General features: G+C 64.8%; 19 protein-coding genes. 16 read left to right on the top strand and 3 right to left on the bottom strand.

Annotation, left to right across the window (positions count from 1 at the left end):
• From DCO48_RS21660 to DCO48_RS21630, 7 genes are all read left to right on the top strand, one after another.
• Positions 1–604, top strand: a 604-nt coding sequence (locus DCO48_RS21660; RefSeq protein WP_305887850.1) for a chemotaxis protein CheB, incomplete at its 5' end; no start/stop codon positions are given.
• Complete coding sequence (locus DCO48_RS21655; RefSeq protein ID WP_116552653.1) at positions 604–1,344, top strand: flagellar motor protein; 741 nt, start codon at positions 604–606, stop codon at positions 1,342–1,344. The genes DCO48_RS21660 and DCO48_RS21655, both read left to right, overlap by 1 nt.
• 3 nt (positions 1,345–1,347) lie before the next feature.
• Entirely contained in the window at positions 1,348–2,235 is an 888-nt protein-coding gene (gene motD / locus DCO48_RS21650; protein WP_116552652.1) for a flagellar motor protein MotD, read from the top strand.
• Between the two features lie 45 nt (positions 2,236–2,280).
• Entirely contained in the window at positions 2,281–3,069 is a 789-nt protein-coding gene (locus DCO48_RS21645; RefSeq protein ID WP_116552651.1) for a ParA family protein, read from the top strand.
• Positions 3,069–3,998 (top strand): CheW domain-containing protein, encoded by a 930-nt coding sequence (locus tag DCO48_RS21640; protein WP_116552650.1) that lies wholly within the window; start codon positions 3,069–3,071, stop codon positions 3,996–3,998. The genes DCO48_RS21645 and DCO48_RS21640 overlap by 1 nt, the downstream gene beginning before the upstream one ends.
• Positions 3,999–4,062: 64 nt before the next feature.
• A complete protein-coding gene (locus DCO48_RS21635; protein WP_116552649.1) occupies positions 4,063–4,542 on the top strand; it encodes a chemotaxis protein CheW in 480 nt (159 codons plus the stop codon).
• Positions 4,543–4,935: a DUF2802 domain-containing protein gene (locus DCO48_RS21630; protein WP_116552648.1), complete on the top strand. Its 393-nt coding sequence runs from the start codon at positions 4,543–4,545 to the stop codon at positions 4,933–4,935.
• A 58-nt stretch (positions 4,936–4,993) separates the two neighbouring features.
• Here the strand turns inward: DCO48_RS21630 and DCO48_RS21625 are convergent, their stop codons facing one another.
• The 3 genes from DCO48_RS21625 to DCO48_RS21615 all read right to left on the bottom strand — a co-directional run bounded on the left by DCO48_RS21625 (position 4,994) and on the right by DCO48_RS21615 (position 9,763).
• Positions 4,994–7,780, bottom strand: a complete 2,787-nt coding sequence (locus DCO48_RS21625) for a dermonecrotic toxin domain-containing protein (protein WP_116552647.1) — start codon at positions 7,778–7,780, stop codon at positions 4,994–4,996.
• A gap of 73 nt (positions 7,781–7,853) precedes the next feature.
• Complete coding sequence (locus tag DCO48_RS21620) at positions 7,854–8,192, bottom strand: EscU/YscU/HrcU family type III secretion system export apparatus switch protein (protein ID WP_116552646.1); 339 nt, start codon at positions 8,190–8,192, stop codon at positions 7,854–7,856.
• Positions 8,189–9,763 (bottom strand): flagellar hook-length control protein FliK, encoded by a 1,575-nt coding sequence (locus tag DCO48_RS21615; RefSeq protein ID WP_116552645.1) that lies wholly within the window; start codon positions 9,761–9,763, stop codon positions 8,189–8,191. The genes DCO48_RS21620 and DCO48_RS21615 overlap by 4 nt, the downstream gene beginning before the upstream one ends.
• A gap of 186 nt (positions 9,764–9,949) precedes the next feature.
• Here DCO48_RS21615 and ccmA point away from each other — a divergent pair, with 186 nt between their 5' ends.
• Genes ccmA through ccmI form a run of 9 tightly spaced genes read left to right on the top strand, consistent with a single transcriptional unit; the run spans position 9,950 to position 16,878 of the window.
• Entirely contained in the window at positions 9,950–10,582 is a 633-nt protein-coding gene (ccmA, locus tag DCO48_RS21610; protein WP_116552644.1) for a cytochrome c biogenesis heme-transporting ATPase CcmA, read from the top strand.
• The gene (ccmB, locus tag DCO48_RS21605; protein WP_116552643.1) at positions 10,579–11,247 is read left to right on the top strand and encodes a heme exporter protein CcmB; all 669 of its coding nucleotides are present in this window, start codon (positions 10,579–10,581) and stop codon (positions 11,245–11,247) included. Before ccmA ends, ccmB begins: the two co-directional genes overlap by 4 nt.
• A 43-nt stretch (positions 11,248–11,290) precedes the next feature.
• Positions 11,291–12,067: a heme ABC transporter permease gene (locus DCO48_RS21600; protein ID WP_116552642.1), complete on the top strand. Its 777-nt coding sequence runs from the start codon at positions 11,291–11,293 to the stop codon at positions 12,065–12,067.
• Positions 12,064–12,240, top strand: a complete 177-nt coding sequence (gene ccmD, locus DCO48_RS21595) for a heme exporter protein CcmD (RefSeq protein WP_116552641.1) — start codon at positions 12,064–12,066, stop codon at positions 12,238–12,240. The genes DCO48_RS21600 and ccmD overlap by 4 nt, the downstream gene beginning before the upstream one ends.
• Positions 12,237–12,695, top strand: coding sequence for a cytochrome c maturation protein CcmE (gene ccmE, locus DCO48_RS21590; protein WP_116552640.1), 459 nt, complete (start codon positions 12,237–12,239; stop codon positions 12,693–12,695). Before ccmD ends, ccmE begins: the two co-directional genes overlap by 4 nt.
• An 11-nt stretch (positions 12,696–12,706) precedes the next feature.
• Complete coding sequence (locus tag DCO48_RS21585) at positions 12,707–14,680, top strand: heme lyase CcmF/NrfE family subunit (protein WP_177410631.1); 1,974 nt, start codon at positions 12,707–12,709, stop codon at positions 14,678–14,680.
• A complete protein-coding gene (locus DCO48_RS21580) occupies positions 14,677–15,213 on the top strand; it encodes a DsbE family thiol:disulfide interchange protein (protein ID WP_116552638.1) in 537 nt (178 codons plus the stop codon). Before DCO48_RS21585 ends, DCO48_RS21580 begins: the two co-directional genes overlap by 4 nt.
• Positions 15,210–15,686, top strand: coding sequence for a cytochrome c-type biogenesis protein (locus tag DCO48_RS21575; RefSeq protein WP_116552637.1), 477 nt, complete (start codon positions 15,210–15,212; stop codon positions 15,684–15,686). Before DCO48_RS21580 ends, DCO48_RS21575 begins: the two co-directional genes overlap by 4 nt.
• Entirely contained in the window at positions 15,679–16,878 is a 1,200-nt protein-coding gene (gene ccmI, locus DCO48_RS21570) for a c-type cytochrome biogenesis protein CcmI (RefSeq protein WP_116552636.1), read from the top strand. Before DCO48_RS21575 ends, ccmI begins: the two co-directional genes overlap by 8 nt.
• Positions 16,879–16,884: the final 6 nt, after the last annotated feature.

Below are 16,884 nucleotides of genomic sequence, written 5' to 3'. Positions count from 1 at the left end.
GGGGGAGGAGGACGAACACGGCTCGCCAGAGAAGACGCGCAAGGCCTACAAACTGCTCGCCATCGGTACCTCCACGGGCGGCCCGGTGGCCCTGCAGCGTGTGCTGACCCAGTTGCCCGCGAACTTCCCGGCGCCGATCGTGCTGATCCAGCACATGCCGGCGGCCTTCACCAAAGCTTTCGCCGAGCGCCTCGACAAGCTGTGCAAGATCAGTGTCAAGGAGGCCGAGGACGGTGATGTGCTGCGTCCGGGCCTGGCCCTGCTGGCCCCTGGCGGCAAGCAGATGATGGTCGACGGGCGTGGCACGGTGAAGATCCTGCCGGGTGACGAGCGCCTGAACTACAAGCCCTGCGTCGACATCACCTTCGGTTCGGCGGCCAAGTCGTATGGCGACAAGGTCCTCGCCGTGGTGCTGACCGGCATGGGCGCCGACGGCCGCGAGGGTGCGCGCCTGCTCAAGCAGGGCGGCAGCCAGGTCTGGGCCCAGGATGAAGCCAGTTGCGTGATCTACGGCATGCCGATGGCCATCGTCAAAGCCAACCTGGCCGACGCGGTATACGGGCTTGACGACATCGGTCGTCACCTGGTCGAGGCGTGCGTCTGATGGATGTGTTAAGCCTCATCGGGATCATCCTGGCCTTTGTCGCCATTATTGGCGGCAACTTCCTTGAGGGTGGTCACCTGTCGGCGCTGATCAACGGTCCGGCGGCACTGATCGTGCTTGGCGGCACCCTGGCGGCAGCCTTGCTGCAGTCGCCGCTGAGTGCATTCAAGCGGGCCATGCAGATTGCCCGCTGGATTCTTTTCCCACCGCGCGTCGACCTGCCGGGCGGTATCGACCGCGTGGTCAACTGGAGCCTCACCGCACGCAAGGAGGGCCTGCTGGGCCTGGAAGGGGTGGCCGATGCCGAACCCGATCCGTATGCGCGCAAGGGCTTGCAACTGCTGGTCGACGGCGCCGAGCCGGAAGCCATCCGCAGCATCCTTGAAGTGGATTTCTACACCCAGGAAAGCCGCGATATTCAGGCGGCCAAGGTGTTCGAGAGCATGGGCGGCTATGCGCCGACCATCGGCATCATCGGTGCGGTCATGGGCCTGATCCACGTAATGGGCAACCTGGCCGATCCGTCGCAGCTGGGTAACGGCATTGCCGTGGCCTTCGTCGCGACCATCTACGGTGTGGCCAGTGCCAACCTGATCCTGTTGCCGGTGGCCAACAAGCTCAAGGCGATTGCCCTGCGCCAGTCGCGCTACCGGGAAATGCTGCTGGAAGGTCTGCTGTCGATTGCCGAAGGCGAAAACCCGCGCTCGATCGAACTGAAGCTTCAGGGCTTCATGGAGTAACGCATGGCGCGCCGTCGACAACCCGAAGAACATGAAAACCACGAACGCTGGCTGGTGTCGTACGCCGACTTCATCACCTTGCTGTTTGCCTTCTTCGTGGTCATGTATTCGATTTCCTCGATCAACGAGGGCAAGTACAAGATCCTTTCGCAGGCGCTGATCGGGGTCTTCAACGACCCCGAGAAGAGCATGCGGCCGATCCCTATTGGCGACGAGCGGCCGCTGAGCGTGAAGCCGGCCGAGCCGCTGATCAAGGACAGCGAGCAGGTCGATGCCGGCCTTGCGCAGAACGCCGTCGACCCGTTGAAGACCATCACCGACGATGTGCGCGATGCCTTCGGCGACCTGATCAGTTCCGACCAGATGACCGTGCGCGGCAACGAGCTGTGGGTCGAGATCGAGCTGAACTCCTCGCTGCTGTTCGGCAGCGGCGACGCCATGCCCAGCGACATTGCGTTCAACATCATCGAGAAGGTGGCGAAGATCCTCAAGCCGTTCGCCAACCCGGTGCACGTGGAAGGCTTCACCGACGACTTGCCGATTCGTACGGCGCAGTACCCGACCAACTGGGAGCTGTCCTCGGCGCGCGCGGCGAGTATTGTCCGCCTGCTGGCGATGGAAGGGGTGAACCCGGCGCGGATGGCCTCGGTCGGCTATGGCGAGTTCCAGCCGATTGCCGGCAACGACAGCGCCGAAGGGCGCGCGCGCAACCGGCGGGTGGTCCTGGTGATTTCGCGGAACCTTGAAGTGCGCCGCAGCCTGACCGGCACCGGCAGTGCCAACGCGAAACCGGATGCGGCGCTGAAGCGGGCTGGCACACAAACTGCACCGCCAGCGGTATCACCGACGGCCGGGCGCAATCCCGTCAATTCTCCGTCGCCGACCTTTTAATCGATCCCGGCGCGATCATCGCCCGACCGGGAGGAAGCAGCGCTAATGAGAGTCTGGGCAGTAGCCAATCAAAAAGGTGGGGTTGGCAAAACCACCACTTCCATCGCCCTGGCCGGTTTGCTGGCCGAGGCGGGCAAGCGCGTGGTCGTTGTCGACCTCGACCCGCATGGGTCGATGACCAGCTATTTCGGGCATAATCCCGACACCCTGGAGCACAGCAGCTTCGATCTGTTCCTGCACAAGGGCAGCGTACCGGAAGGCCTGCCGGGCCAGTTGCTGCTGCCGACCAGCGACGAGAAGATCTCGCTGCTGCCGTCGAGCACCGCGCTGGCCGTGCTTGAGCGTCAGTCGCCGGGGCAGAGTGGCCTTGGCCTGGTGATCGCCAAGAGTCTGGCGCAGCTCTGGCAGGATTTCGACTACGCGATCATCGACAGCCCACCGTTGCTCGGCGTGCTGATGGTCAACGCCCTGGCCGCCAGCCAGCAACTGGTGATTCCGGTGCAGACCGAGTACCTGGCCGTGAAGGGCCTGGAGCGCATGGTCAGTACCCTGGCGATGGTCAACCGCTCGCGCAAGCAGGCCTTGCCGTACCATATCGTGCCCACCCTGTTCGACCGCCGTACCCAGGCCTCGATGGGCACCCTGCGGGTGCTGCGCGACGCCTACCCGGACAACATCTGGCAGGGTTACATCCCGATCGATACGCGCCTGCGCGACGCCAGTCGGGCCGGGTTGACGCCGTCGCAGTTCGATAGCAAAAGCCGTGGCCTGGTAGCGTACCGGGCGTTGCTCAAACATCTGCTGACGCAGAATTCCGTTTCGCAGGTGGCTTGATGAACCAGGCACACCCCATTGCCACCCGGCCCCAGATGGCCCTGCAGTCCTACCTCGACGGGCTGTTGCACGACGCCACCGAGGCGCTGGAGCCAGAGGTAGCGGTTGTGCCGACGCCGGTCGAAGCGGCACCGGCAGTGCTAGCACCGGTGGCAGTGGTGGAAACGGCAGCCGAGCTGGACGAGTTCCAGGCGGCCGTGCTCGAAGAACAAGTGCGCGATGCCCAGCGCCAGGCCCAGCCTGCGCCAAGCGTCAAACCCAGCGAATTTGCCGAACCGAGTCGGCTGCGCATGCCGTTGTCGGCGCCCATGCTGGAAGTCGCAGTGCCGGCCGAGCCGGTCGTGGAAATCATCGTCGAGGCCTCGCTGCCGCCGCCGGCGCCGGTCGAGCCGCTGGTCGATGTGCACCGACCGCCGGCGCTGACGCCGCCGTTGCCACCCAGCGGCATCGATGGCCGACCGTCGTGGGCGGCCGAGCCGTTCGAGTGCCTGCTGTTCGACGTGGCCGGGCTGACCCTGGCGGTGCCGCTGGTATGCCTCGGCTCGATCTATTCACTGGCGGGGCACGAGTTGACCCCGCTGTTTGGCCAGCCCGAGTGGTTCCTTGGCATTCTGCCGAGCCAGGGCGGCAACCTGAAGGTGCTGGATACCGCGCGCTGGGTCATGCCCGACCGCTACCGCGAGGATTTCCGCCAGGGCCTGCAGTACGTGATTTCGGTACAGGGCTACGAATGGGGGCTGGCGGTGCATCAGGTCAGCCGTTCGTTGCGCCTGGACCCGAACGAAATCAAGTGGCGCACCCAGCGTGGCCAGCGGCCATGGCTGGCGGGCACGGTGATTGAACACATGTGTGCATTGCTCGACGTGGCAGCGCTGGCCGAGTTGATCGCCAGCGGCGCAGTCAAGCAGATGCAACACACCCATAAATGATCGGTCGCGCTGCTAGCGACCGCACTGAGCACACCGCCGACGGCGGATTTTGAGGGTTAGGGGAATGAAAAAGACGTCTGCACAGGGTTCCGAAGATCCGATCCTGCAATGGGTTACGTTCAAGCTGGACAACGAGTCCTATGGCATCAATGTGATGCAGGTGCAGGAAGTCTTGCGTTACACCGAGATCGCCCCGGTGCCGGGTGCCCCTAGCTACGTGCTGGGCATCATCAACCTGCGCGGTAATGTGGTTACCGTGATCGACACCCGCCAGCGCTTCGGCCTGGTCTCCAGCGAGATCACCGACAACACCCGGATCGTCATCATCGAGGCGGACAAGCAGGTGGTCGGTATTCTGGTCGACAGCGTGGCCGAAGTGGTTTACCTGCGTCAGTCCGAGATCGAAACCGCACCGAACGTGGGTAACGAGGAATCGGCCAAGTTCATTCAAGGCGTGTGCAACAAGAACAACGAACTGCTGATCCTGGTCGAGCTGGACAAGATGATGACCGAGGAAGAGTGGTCCGAGCTGGAGAACATCTGATTGATCCTTGAGCTTGCCGTTCTGTTTCTGGCGCTGCTGTGGCTGCTGAGCTTGTGGTTGTTCTATGGCTACAGCAAGCGTCAGCGCGAGTTGGCCACTCAGCAGGCGCAGGGCGACGCCTTGCGCGACCAGCGCCTGAAGGACCTGGCCAAGCGTCTGGACGATTACCAGAACGGCTCGGTGCGCATGGGTGAGGCGCTGCACGAGTTGCGTGCAGTGGTTGCGCCATTGCCGGACAAGCTGCTGCAACTGGAGCAGCGCGACCCCAACAGCCTGTCGTTCGCCCAGGCAGCGCGGCTGGTGGGGATGGGCGCCAGCGTCGATGAGTTGACCCAGACCTGCGGCTTGACCCAGGCTGAAGCGGAGTTGATGAGCAAGTTGCATCGCGGCTAAGCCGCGATGCCTTGCGCCGAATGCCCAGGGGCGCGGGCTGTGTCCGGCAATGCGCCGCTCAGGTGTAGATCCAGCTATGCGCCTGCCCGCTGACCCAGACCTCATCGACCGGGAAGAGCCGTTCGAGCACCTGCACGGCGCGCTGGATATCGACAACGGCCTCCAGATGCACATGCGGGCAGGTCATCAAGTGACACACCTCGCGTATCTGCCGTAGCCACGGCAGGCGCTGGTCGATCACATCGTTGAGCATTCCCGGCCCACTCAGGCGGCTCAGCCGTTCGCTGTAGCGATATAGTTCGGGCAACGCTTCCTGCGGTGGCCGAGACGTGTAGAAGTCTGGGTCCTGCGCATAGCGCCGGAGCATTTCGTCGGAGATTGCGTCCAGTGTCGGATTGCCAGCATGGCTGCCAATCACGCTGCTGTTGAACTTTATGTGCAGGTTCATCGCCTGGTTCGACACCGGCTGCGACAACACCAGGCCGTCGTCGCTGGTATTGAACGCGAGCGCATCGATCGACGGTACCTGGCGACCTTCCTGCCACGTCCCCGGGGCCAGCAGGCGGTCATCGGCATCCAGGTGAAAGCCGCCATTTTCGTACAGTTGCCGGTAACGCAGGACATCGCTGGCCGAGGAGAAGTTGGTTGCCACGCCACCGCTGCCGTCCAGTGCATCGCGGTACTGGGCAAAGTACTTGCTGGTGACGAAGCGTTGGTAGAACGGCTGCTCCTCCAGCACTGCCAGCTCCAGGTGCGGCGCATGCTCGCGCAGCAGGCGCACGTTTTGCGCATACACGGCCGAATCCTGGCGGGTGAGATACAGGCAGTAGTCGTACGCGGTGTCCTTGAGGATCTCGGCATTGCTGGCCAGCGCGTCGAGGAATTTATCGCCGATCACCCTGTCGCCCACCCACAGGCTGGCAATCCGCTTCGGGATCGGCGTGCCTTCCAGCGCCTCAAGGCTGGACAGGTCCAGTGGCAGCTCAAGATCGATACCCAGCCCCTTCAGCGTCCGCATGCGCTGCGCATCGCTGGCAATCCGTGGCAGGCCGCTGCTGCGGACCAGGCCGGGTTCGCCCTGCTCAGGAGCCACGTAGCGGATCGGATTGGCGCTGTTGAGCTCGCTCGTGCGGATGAAGCTATCGCTCGCCAGGTCATAGCTGACCGTGGCGAAGGCGACGTGCTCTTGCGACGGGTCGAACAAGGTCGCGTGCAACGAGTACGAGGCATCCTGGTCCATCTGCTGGCACACATACGCGCTAATGCCCGACTCACCGGGCGCCACCGGCTCGACACGCTCTTCGAGCTGGAACGCTTGCTCGACTGCACTCATTTCGCTGGTCGCACGTTTTGGGTCGCCACTCAGTGGGTAGCCAAGCCGACCATTGACCCGCTGCGGTGCGACAAAGCGCAGGCTTTTCACCCGATACAGGTATTTACTCGCACAGGCCTGCGCCATCGTCCCGGCGTTGAACAGCCCATACAGCTGGTTTTGCAGGCCATCGACCTTATCCGCCAGGGTCTTGCCATTGAGCGTCTGCTCCAGGCCGAGACCGAACTGGGCAATCCCGCCGGCCATGAACAGCGGCGCCAGCTCCGGCACCACCAGCACCAGCGGTGCGAGGGTCTGCATGGCGTTGGCCAGGTAGCCACGCCACTGCTCCTTGAGCAACTCGCTATTGCTGTGGATCTGCGCGTCGGCCTCTGCGAACGAGCGGGCCTTCTGCCGCTCGGTGAAGGCCTTGAACAGATCGCCGGTCAGCGCCGGGCTGTACTTGTCGGGCTTGAAGTTGACGGTCAGGTCCGGGTCCCAGACGCCACTGGTGGCGAAACCGGGATGGTCGTCCTTGTGGAAACGGTGTGCCTGGGGAAACAGGCCGAGGCCGCTCAGCGCGGTCGCTACGCCGCTGTAGCTGAGCCCGTCGGGACGGTCGGCGGGGGTAAAGTAGCAGAGCAGTGCGCGGCGCCTGGCCGGGTCGCGGCATTGCCGGGCCAGCCAGTGCTTCATCGCCGATTCGTCGGTGAACTCATGCAGCGGCGAAGCATTGCCGGGGATATACAACAGGGTCAGGCCGCTACCATTGTGCTTCAGGCACAACAGGCTGCTGGCGGCATAGCCGTAGATGTTGAGTGGCGCGGCCTGGATCGCCGGCTGTTCACGCGGCTTCAGGCCCAGGCTCTTCCAGGTTGGCCGGGGTAGCAGGCCGGCCAGTTGCCAGACCAGCAAGCGCCCGGCATCCGACAGCGAGCCTTCGTCGACCTGCTTGTTGCAGGCGGCGATGAAGGCGATCTGTGCGGCCTGTCGATAACTCGCCTGATGCAGTTTCCAGTAGGTGTACAGGCGTTTGCGAAAGCGCGTGCCAAAGTCCAGCGTCTGGATAAAGCCCTGGAAGGCCTCGGCCGTAATCTGTACGTGGGTTGTGCTTGAATAGAGGGCAGGGAAGCGCTGCCGGTAGAGGCCGTTGTAAGTCTTATAGTCGGCGCCGTAGTGAAGCAGGCCCTGCCCGTGCAAGTGATCGACCAGCACCAGTGAGTCCGGTGGCGGCTGGCCGGCCCAGGGGGCATCGAGCGCCGCGCCGAGCAGGTTGTTGGCCGATTCGCCCTGCCAGTTGTCGAGCAGGGCCTGGGTCAGCGAGGCACGCTGGCTGACCTGGCCGACCCAGCCTTGGTTCAGCGGCTGGTAGTGCAAGGTCACCACCTCGACCTTGTCCGGGTTCAACTCGACGCCCTGGCTCCACGCCCAGGCGCGGACTGCGTCGGCCGCGGCGCGCTGCGGGCAGGGGAAGTCCTGCAGTGCTGCGTGGACCAAGGCCCGCCCGCTGCGGCTGATCAATGGCTGGTTCATCCGTTCACTCCCTTGAAGGCACGTCAGTGTGCGCCGTCAATCGTTCGCACTAGGACGGTACCCGGGGTGATAACTATGTAGCGGCAGGCGGCAGCGGTAGGCCCTGCGGGGTGATGTCGCGCTCGGGTGGCGGCTCGTCGCGGAAACCGACCGGCACCTTGCCGCGCAACTGCCAGGCAAAGGCAATCACTTCGGCGATGGTCAGGTACAGCGCCTCGGGGATCGCGTCGCCCAGTTCCAGGCGCGCCAGCAGTCGGACCAGTTCGGGGTTCTCGTAGATCGGTACTTCATGCTCGCGGGCAATCGTCAGGATCGCTTCCGCCAGTTCGTCGTCGCCCTTGGCGGTCAGGGTCGGCGCCTGCTGGCCGTCGTAGCTCAGGGCAATGGCCTGGCGTGGCACGTGCTTGCTCATGCGTTCTCGTCTACCCAACGTTGTTCCAACTGTGTTCGCGAACCCTGCGGCGGGGTGCCCTGGTGGCAATGCAGCTCGCCGACAGTCAAGCCGCGCGCCACCAGGCGCTGTCGCAATTCGTCCAACTGGCTCTCGATCAGGTGCGCGGTGCTCGGCAATTCTGCCCAGAGGTGGCTGCTGAGGTTGCCCTGTGACACCTGCGCCTGGACCTGTAAGGGCCCCAGTGGATGCAGGTCGAACGACAGCTCGATGCGCCAGAGCATTTCCAGCGGATCGCGCCGCTCGCGCTCGGGGTCGGCTTGTTGTTCCTGGGTTTCCTCACGCTGCACCTTGACCTGCAAGGGCATGAACTCCTGCCCGTTGCGCACCGGGATCTCCAGCTGCCAGGTGGTTTGCAGGCTGCCGTCGGCGGTGCTGCCGGTCTGTTCCAGGCTCGACAACTGATGGCTCTGCACACGCGACACCGCGGCGGCCGCCAGTTTCAGCAGGTGTTGCAGGTCGCCTTCGCCTTCCAGTTGCTGCATTAGCCGGGCGTGCAGTGGAAAGCCACCCTGGGTAGCCCGTGCGCCGACCTGTCCGAGCATGCCCATGGCCGCGCGGACCATGCCCGGCAACGCCTGTGGAATGACCGCCGCAGTGCTCGGGCTGAGCAGGCTGGGGCCTGGGCTGGGCACGTTCGGCAACAGTTGCGCGACCAGCCGGACCACCTGCGCCTTGAGGTCGGGGCCGAGCTGGTTGGCAGCGCCGCCGAGCAGCTTCGCTTCAAGGAAGGCGCCGCTGTTGCTCAAGGCCTGGGCCACACCCTTGGCATCGCTCATCTGGCGCATGTCCGGCAGGCTGGCCAGCAGCTTGACGACCGTGGCACGCACGTCCGCCGGTTGCGCGGCGTCGCCGGCCATCTGTTGCAGGTTGCCCAGCAGACCCTGCAGCGAGGCCTGGCGCGCCTGCTGGTTGGCCAGGTTCTGGGCAATCGCCAGTTGTTCCTGACGTCCGCTCAGGGGGACGAAGGTGACCTGCTGCTCGCCGCGCACCAGCGCACTGAGCAGGCTGCCCAGGGCCAATGGGCGCGGGCTGTCGATGCTCAAGGTGGCGCCGGCCTGCACGGTATTGAGCAGGCTCACCAGCGAGCGGAACTGCGCCGGCTGGCCGGGGGTCGGTGGCAACGCCTGGGTGGTCAGCACCTTGCCTTGCAGCAGGCTGCCGACCGGCAATTGCCGGGTGTCGAGTTGGGTCAGGGTGGCCACGTTGCTGGCGATGGCCTGCTGCACCGTGATGGCCAGGTTGTTTGCCGACGGCTGCGACACCATCAGCTGGCTGCCCAGCGCCAGTGGCTGGCTGGCGCTGGTCTGTACGATGGTCTGGCGGCCGTTGTCCTGGGTCAGGCGCAGCAACAGCTGAACCGCCTGGCCGATCTGGCGCAGGCTGAGCACCTCGCCCTTGGCCGACTCACCGGGCGCCAGCAGCCCCGGCTGCGGCTGCAGCAGGCGCAGCAGCTCGCCCGTCGCTGCCGCGCTGCGCACCTGCGGGTTGGCCGGGACCTGCGGGCCAAGGCTGTTGATCTCACCTGTCATCACGTTACAACCTGTCGAAATAGCCCTCTTTGCAGTAGGACATGACATGTATAATGCCGCCCGATCTTCCGGGGTACCTGTGGTCTTGCAGCCCCCGATCAGACCGTCCGGGCGCGTTTCCGTTTCCACTATAACGGCCGGGCCGGGACCGACTTGAGACCGTGATTCGAACCATAAGGCGAACCTGTGACCCCTCATCTCGAAGCTGTGGGCCTGGCCTGCGAGCGTGACTGGCGAATGCTCTTCGAAAACCTCGATCTGCAGCTCAAGGCCGGCGACATGTTGCAGATCAGCGGGCCCAACGGCAGCGGCAAGACCAGCCTGCTGCGCCTGCTGTCCGGGCTGATGCGCCCGACCTCCGGCGAGATCCGCCTCAACGGCAAGCCATTGGCAGAGCAGGGCAGCGAGCTGGCCCGGGTGCTGCTGTGGATCGGCCACGCCGCCGGTATCAAGGACCTGCTCAGCCCCGAAGAGAACCTCGCCTGGCTCTGTGCCCTGCACCAGCCGGCGGCGCGCGAGGCCATCTGGCAGGCATTGGCTGCCGTCGGCCTGCGTGGTTTCGAAGACGTCGCCTGCCACACCCTGTCGGCCGGCCAGCAGCGCCGCGTGGCCCTGGCCCGGCTGTACCTGGACAGCCCGCCGCTGTGGATTCTCGACGAGCCGTTCACTGCCCTCGACAAGGAAGGCGTGGCCCAGCTCGAAGCGCACCTGGCCGCCCATTGCGAGCAGGGCGGGATGGTCGTGCTGACCACCCACCACAGCCTCGAACGCAAGCCTTCCGGCTACCGCGAAATCAACCTGGGACGGTGGGCCGCATGAGCGTGTTCGTTCTTCTGTTACGGCGCGAAGCGCGACTGTTGTGCCGACGTCCGGCAGAGCTGGCCAACCCGCTGGTTTTCTTCGCAATCGTCATCGCGTTGTTCCCGCTGGCGGTCGGACCTGAGACTCAACTGTTGCAAAACTTGTCTCCTGGGTTAGTCTGGGTGGCCGCACTTTTGTCCGTCCTGCTCTCGCTAGACGGCCTGTTTCGTAGCGATTTCGAGGATGGATCGCTCGAACAGTGGGTCCTTTCGCCGCACCCCCTGCCGCTTCTGGTCCTGGCCAAAGTGCTGGCACACTGGGCCTTTTCTGGCCTGGCACTGGTATTGTTGTCGCCGCTGCTGGCACTGATGCTCGGCTTGCCGGTGGCGTGCCTGCCGGTGTTGTTGGCATCGCTATTGCTCGGTACCCCGGTACTGAGCCTGTTGGGCGCCGTGGGTGCGGCCCTGACGGTTGGCTTGAAACGCGGTGGCCTGCTGCTGGCACTGCTGATTTTGCCGTTATATATCCCGGTATTGATCTTGGGCAGTGGCGCCATGCAGGCGGCACTGCAAGCTATGCCGGCGACCGGTTATCTGCTCTGGCTTGGCAGCCTGACCGCCCTGGCAGTAACCCTGGCACCCTTTGCAATAGCGGCTGGCCTGAAGATCAGCGTCGGCGAATAATGAGGTCTGGGCGTCGCCCAGCAAAGACCCTGGATGTACCGTGATGAAAAGCAGCGCAATAAGCTGGACGTGGTTTCACAAGCTGGGTTCTCCGAAATGGTTCTATGCCATCAGCGGCCGCATGCTGCCGTGGCTGACCACCGCGTCCATCCTCCTGTTGGGCGTCGGCGTGGTCTGGGGCCTGGCCTTCGCGCCGCAGGACTACCAGCAGGGCAATAGTTTCCGGATCATCTACATCCACGTGCCGGCCGCGATGCTGGCGCAGTCCTGTTACGTGATGCTGGCGCTGGCCGGGGTAGTGGGCCTGGTGTGGAAGATGAAGATCGCCGACGTCGCGCTGCAATGCGCCGCGCCCATCGGCGCCTGGATGACCGCCGTGGCGCTGGTGACCGGGGCCATCTGGGGCAAGCCGACCTGGGGCAGTTGGTGGGTGTGGGATGCCCGCCTGACTTCGATGCTGATCCTGTTGTTTCTGTATTTCGGGCTGATCGCCCTGGGCCAGGCCATCAGTAACCGCGAAAGCGCAGCCAAGGCCTGCGCGGTGCTGGCCATCGTCGGCGTGATCAATATCCCGATCATCAAGTACTCGGTGGAGTGGTGGAACACCCTGCACCAGGGCGCCACCTTCACCCTCACCGAAAAGCCGGCGATGCCGGTGGAAATGTGGCTGCCGCTGCTGCTCACCGCACTCGGTTTCTACTGTTTCTTCGGCGCCGTGCTGTTGTTGCGCATGCGCCTTGAAGTGCTCAAGCGCGAGGCCCGCAGCAGTTGGGTGCGCGAAGAGGTGATACATAGCCTGGGTCGGGAGATGGCACGATGAGTTTTGCGTCTTTCAGCGATTTTCTAGCCATGGGCCATCACGGTCTCTACGTCTGGTCGGCCTATGGCATCTGCCTGCTGGTGCTGGCTGTCAACGTCGCCATGCCGCTGCTGGCACGACGCCGTTACCTGCAAGAAGAGGCGCGCCGTCTGCGCCGGGAGAGCTCGAAGTGAATCCGCAACGCAAGAAGCGCCTGTTCATCATCCTCGGCCTGCTCGCCGGCCTCGGCGTTGCCGTCGGCCTGGCCCTGAGCGCGCTGCAACAGAACATCAACCTGTTCTACACCCCAACCCAGATCGCCAATGGCGAAGCGCCGCAGGACACGCGGATTCGCGCCGGCGGCATGGTCGAGAAAGGCTCGCTGCAACGCTCGGCAGATTCGCTGGACGTGCGCTTCGTGGTCACCGACTTCAACAAGTCGGTGCCGATCACCTACCGCGGCATTCTCCCGGACCTGTTCCGCGAAGGGCAGGGCATCGTTGCCCTGGGCAAGCTGAATGCCGACGGCGTGGTGGTGGCTGACGAAGTGCTGGCCAAGCACGACGAGAAATACATGCCGCCGGAAGTCACCAAGGCGCTGCAAGAGAGCGGCCAGGCCAACGCCGGCCAGGCCGAGGTGAAACCATGAACGCCGCACTGATCATTCCCGAACTCGGCCAGCTGTCGATGATCCTGGCCATCTGCTTTGCCTGTGTGCAGGCCAGCGTGCCGCTGCTCGGCGCCTGGCGCGGCGACAGCCTGTGGATGAGCCTGGCGCGCCCGGCGGCCTGGGGGCAGTTCGCCTTCCTGGCGTTTGCCTTCGCCTGCCTGAGCCATGCCTTCATGACCGACAACTTCTCGGTCGCCTATGTTGCCAGCAACTCCAACAGCGCCTTGCCCTGGTACTTCAAGTTCAGTGCCGTGTGGGGCGCCCACGAAGGCTCGCTGCTGCTCTGGGCGCTGATCCTCGGCGGCTGGACCTTTGCCGTGTCGATCTTCTCCCGGCAACTGCCGCAAGTGATGCTGGCGCGGGTACTGGCGATCATGGGCATGATCAGCGTCGGCTTCCTGTCGTTCCTGATTGTTACCTCCAACCCGTTCCAGCGCCTGTTGCCGCAAGTGCCGACCGATGGCCGCGACCTCAACCCGTTGCTGCAGGACATCGGCCTGATCGTTCACCCGCCGATGCTCTACATGGGCTACGTGGGCTTCTCGGTGGCCTTCGCCTTTGCCATCGCTGCGCTGCTGGGCGGGCGTCTCGATGCCGCCTGGGCGCGCTGGTCGCGGCCATGGACTATCGTCGCCTGGGCGTTCCTGGGGATCGGCATCACCCTCGGTTCGTGGTGGGCCTACTACGAATTGGGTTGGGGCGGCTGGTGGTTCTGGGACCCGGTGGAAAACGCCTCGTTCATGCCCTGGCTGGTCGGCACTGCACTGATCCACTCGCTGGCGGTGACCGAAAAGCGTGGGGTATTCAAGAGCTGGACCGTGTTGCTGGCCATTGCCGCGTTTTCGCTGAGCCTGCTCGGTACCTTCCTGGTCCGTTCCGGTGTGCTGACCTCGGTACACGCTTTCGCCTCCGATCCCGAGCGCGGTGTGTTCATCCTGTTCTTCCTGCTGTTCGTGGTCGGCGGTTCGCTGACCCTGTTCGCCCTGCGCGCGCCGGTGGTCAAGAGCCAGGTCGGCTTTGCCCTGTGGTCGCGGGAAACCCTGCTGCTGGCGAACAACCTGGTGCTGGTGGTCGCGGCGTCCATGATCCTGCTCGGCACGCTGTACCCGCTGGTGCTCGACGCCCTCACCGGGGCCAAGCTGTCGGTCGGCCCGCCGTACTTCGACGCGTTGTTCATTCCGCTGATGGCGCTGCTGATGGTGGTGCTGGCGGTGGGTGTGCTGGTGCGCTGGAAAGACACCCCGGGCAAATGGCTGCTGAGCATGTTGACCCCGGTGCTGATCGGCGCGGCCGTGCTTGCTCCGATTGGCGGTTGGCTGGTCGACGATTTCGACTGGCCGGTGCTGACCACCTTCGCCCTGGCAGCGTGGATCGTCCTGGCCGGTGCCCGCGACATTCTCGACAAGACCCGGCACAAAGGTCTGCGCAAGGGCCTGCGCGGGCTCAACCGTAGCTACTGGGGCATGCACCTGGCGCACCTGGGCCTGGCGGTCTGTGCGCTGGGCGTGGTGCTGTCGAGCAACAACAGTGCCGAGCGCGACCTGCGCCTGGCCCCCGGCGAGTCGGTAGAACTGGCCGGTTACCAGTTCGTCTTCGAAGGCGCCAAGCACTTCGAAGGGCCGAACTTCACCTCCGACAAAGGCACCGTGCGGGTGCTGGAGGACGGCCGGCAGATCAGCGTGCTGCACCCGGAAAAACGCCTGTACACCGTGCAGCAGTCGATGATGACCGAAGCCGGAATCGATGCCGGCTTCACCCGCGACCTCTACGTCGCCCTCGGCGAGCCGCTGGAAAACGGCGCCTGGGCGGTGCGTGTGCACGTCAAACCCTTCGTTCGCTGGATCTGGCTGGGCGGTTTGCTGACCGGCCTGGGCGGCGTGTTGGCGGCGTTCGACCGGCGTTACCGGGTCAAGGTCAAGAGCCGTGTACGTGACGTACTCGGCATGCAAGGAGCGACTGCATGAAGCGCTGGATCATGGTGCTGCCGCTGGCAGTGTTTTTGCTGGTGGCGGTGTTTCTCTACCGCGGCCTGTACCTGGACCCGGCCGAGCTGCCGTCGGCGATGATCGGCAAGCCGTTCCCGAGCTTCTCGCTGCCCAGCGTGCAGGGCGACCGCACGCTGACCCAGGCTGACCTGGAAGGCAAGCCGGCGCTGGTCAACGTCTGGGGCACCTGGTGTGTGTCGTGCCGGGTCGAGCACCCGGTACTGAACAAGCTGGCCGAGCAGGGCGTGCGGATCTATGGGGTCAACTACAAGGATGACAACGCCGCCGCGCTGAAGTGGCTGGCCGAGTTCCACAACCCCTACCAGCTCGACGTCCGCGACGAGCAGGGCACCCTCGGCCTCGACCTGGGCGTGTACGGCGCACCGGAAACCTTCTTCATCGACGCCAAGGGCGTGATCCGCCACAAGTACGTCGGCGTGATCGACGAGACCGTGTGGCGCGAGAAGCTGGCGCCGATCTACCGTGAACTGCTCGACGAGGCCCAGCCATGAAGCGCTGGCTGGCAGCCGCCGTACTCGGCCTGAGCCTGGGCGGCGTGGCTCAGGCGGCCATCGATACCTACCAGTTTGCCGACGATGCCGAACGTGAGCGCTATCACGACCTGACCAAGGAACTGCGCTGCCCGAAATGCCAGAACCAGGACATCGCCGATTCCAATGCGCCGATTGCCGCGGACCTGCGCCGGGAGATCTTCCGCATGCTCGGCGAAGGCAAGGACAACCAGCAGATCATCGACTTCATGGTCGACCGCTACGGTGATTTCGTCCGCTACAAACCGGCCCTGACCGCGCGCACCTGGTTGCTCTGGTTCGGCCCCGGCGTGTTGCTGGTGGGTGGCTTCGGCGTGCTTGCGCTGATCGTCCGCAAGCGCCGCGTGCAGGCTGCGACTGGTACTGCCGACCTTTCCCCCGAGGAGCGCGAGCGCCTCGCCAAACTGCTGGACAAAGAACAGACCCATGACTGATTTCTGGCTTGCCGCAGGCCTGCTGTTACTGGTAGCCCTGAGCTTTTTGCTGATCCCGGTGTTGCGCGGCCGTCGCGCGCAGCAGGAAGAAGACCGTACCGCGTTGAACGTGGCCTTGTACCAGGAGCGGGTTGCCGAGTTGCAGACCCAGGGCGATGAGGGCGTGCTGACCGCCGAGCAACTGGCCCGTGGTCGCGACGAAGCGGCCCGTGAACTGCTGGCCGACACCGAGCATGCCGAGCCGGATCGTTTTGCCCGGCTGGGCAAGCCGTTGCCGCTGCTGGCGGCGCTGCTGGTACCGTTGATGGCGCTAGGCCTTTACCTGCATTTCGGTGCCAGCGACAAAGTGGCGCTGACCCAGGAGTTCGCCCAGGCGCCGCAGTCGATGGACGAGATGGTCACCCGCCTGGAGCGCGCAGTGGCGGCCCAGCCGGATTCTGCCGAGGGGCTGTACTTCCTTGGTCGTGCCTATATGGCACAGGAGCGTCCGGCGGACGCGGCGAAAGTCTTCGAGCGCGCTGCCGGCCTGGCCGGGCGCCAGCCGGAACTGCTCGGGCAGTGGGCGCAGGCGCTGTATTTCGCCAACAACAAGCAATGGACCGCGCCGATTCAGGCGCTCACCGACGAAGCGCTCAAGGCCGACCCGAAAGAAGTCACCAGCCTCGGCCTGCTGGGGATCGCCGCCTTCGAGGGCGAGCGTTATCAGGACGCTATCGACTACTGGAACCGCCTGCTCGCGCAACTGCCGGAAGGCGACACCTCGCGGGCGGCGTTGCAGGGCGGCATCGAGCGCGCCAGCGAGAAGCTCAAGGCCGGCGGCGAACAGCCGGTGCCAGCGCAGGCGCCGCTGGCAGCCAGGCTCAAGGTTCGGGTGGAGCTGGCGGCAGCGCTCAAGGACAAGGTCAAGGCCGACGACAGCGTGTTCATCTTCGCCCGCGCCAGTGTCGGCCCGCCGATGCCGCTGGCGGCCAAGCGGGTGACCGTGGCCGACCTGCCGGTGGAGGTCGAGTTGAGCGATGCCGACGCGATGATGCCGAGCATGAAACTGTCGAGCTTTGCCGAAGTCCAACTGGTTGCGCGTGTCTCCCGCGCTGGCCAGCCGACCAAGGGTGAGTGGATCGGCCGTAGTTCGCCGCTGGCCAGCAGCACCCAGGCCGCGCAGCACCTGATCATCGACAGCCCGGACCCGTAGAGAGCA

The sequence above is a fragment of the Pseudomonas sp. SDI genome (assembly GCF_003105155.1).
Classification (GTDB): Bacteria; Pseudomonadota; Gammaproteobacteria; order Pseudomonadales; family Pseudomonadaceae; genus Aquipseudomonas.
This window is presented reverse-complemented; position numbering and strand designations above follow the sequence as displayed.

Bases quoted from the DNA above. Each gene is read 5' to 3' on its own strand.
- motD (WP_116552652.1), top strand. From the start codon at position 1,348: ATGGCGCGCCGTCGACAACCCGAAGAACATGAAAACCACGAACGCTGG.
- DCO48_RS21620 (WP_116552646.1), bottom strand. From the start codon at position 8,192: ATGAGCAAGCACGTGCCACGCCAGGCCATTGCCCTGAGCTACGACGGC.
- ccmI (WP_116552636.1), top strand. From the start codon at position 15,679: ATGACTGATTTCTGGCTTGCCGCAGGCCTGCTGTTACTGGTAGCCCTG.
- ccmD (WP_116552641.1), top strand. From the start codon at position 12,064: ATGAGTTTTGCGTCTTTCAGCGATTTTCTAGCCATGGGCCATCACGGT.
- DCO48_RS21575 (WP_116552637.1), top strand. From the start codon at position 15,210: ATGAAGCGCTGGCTGGCAGCCGCCGTACTCGGCCTGAGCCTGGGCGGC.
- DCO48_RS21615 (WP_116552645.1), bottom strand. From the start codon at position 9,763: ATGACAGGTGAGATCAACAGCCTTGGCCCGCAGGTCCCGGCCAACCCG.
- DCO48_RS21625 (WP_116552647.1), bottom strand. From the start codon at position 7,780: ATGAACCAGCCATTGATCAGCCGCAGCGGGCGGGCCTTGGTCCACGCA.
- DCO48_RS21635 (WP_116552649.1), top strand. From the start codon at position 4,063: ATGAAAAAGACGTCTGCACAGGGTTCCGAAGATCCGATCCTGCAATGG.
- DCO48_RS21600 (WP_116552642.1), top strand. From the start codon at position 11,291: ATGAAAAGCAGCGCAATAAGCTGGACGTGGTTTCACAAGCTGGGTTCT.
- DCO48_RS21640 (WP_116552650.1), top strand. From the start codon at position 3,069: ATGAACCAGGCACACCCCATTGCCACCCGGCCCCAGATGGCCCTGCAG.
- DCO48_RS21655 (WP_116552653.1), top strand. From the start codon at position 604: ATGGATGTGTTAAGCCTCATCGGGATCATCCTGGCCTTTGTCGCCATT.
- ccmB (WP_116552643.1), top strand. From the start codon at position 10,579: ATGAGCGTGTTCGTTCTTCTGTTACGGCGCGAAGCGCGACTGTTGTGC.
- DCO48_RS21645 (WP_116552651.1), top strand. From the start codon at position 2,281: ATGAGAGTCTGGGCAGTAGCCAATCAAAAAGGTGGGGTTGGCAAAACC.
- DCO48_RS21580 (WP_116552638.1), top strand. From the start codon at position 14,677: ATGAAGCGCTGGATCATGGTGCTGCCGCTGGCAGTGTTTTTGCTGGTG.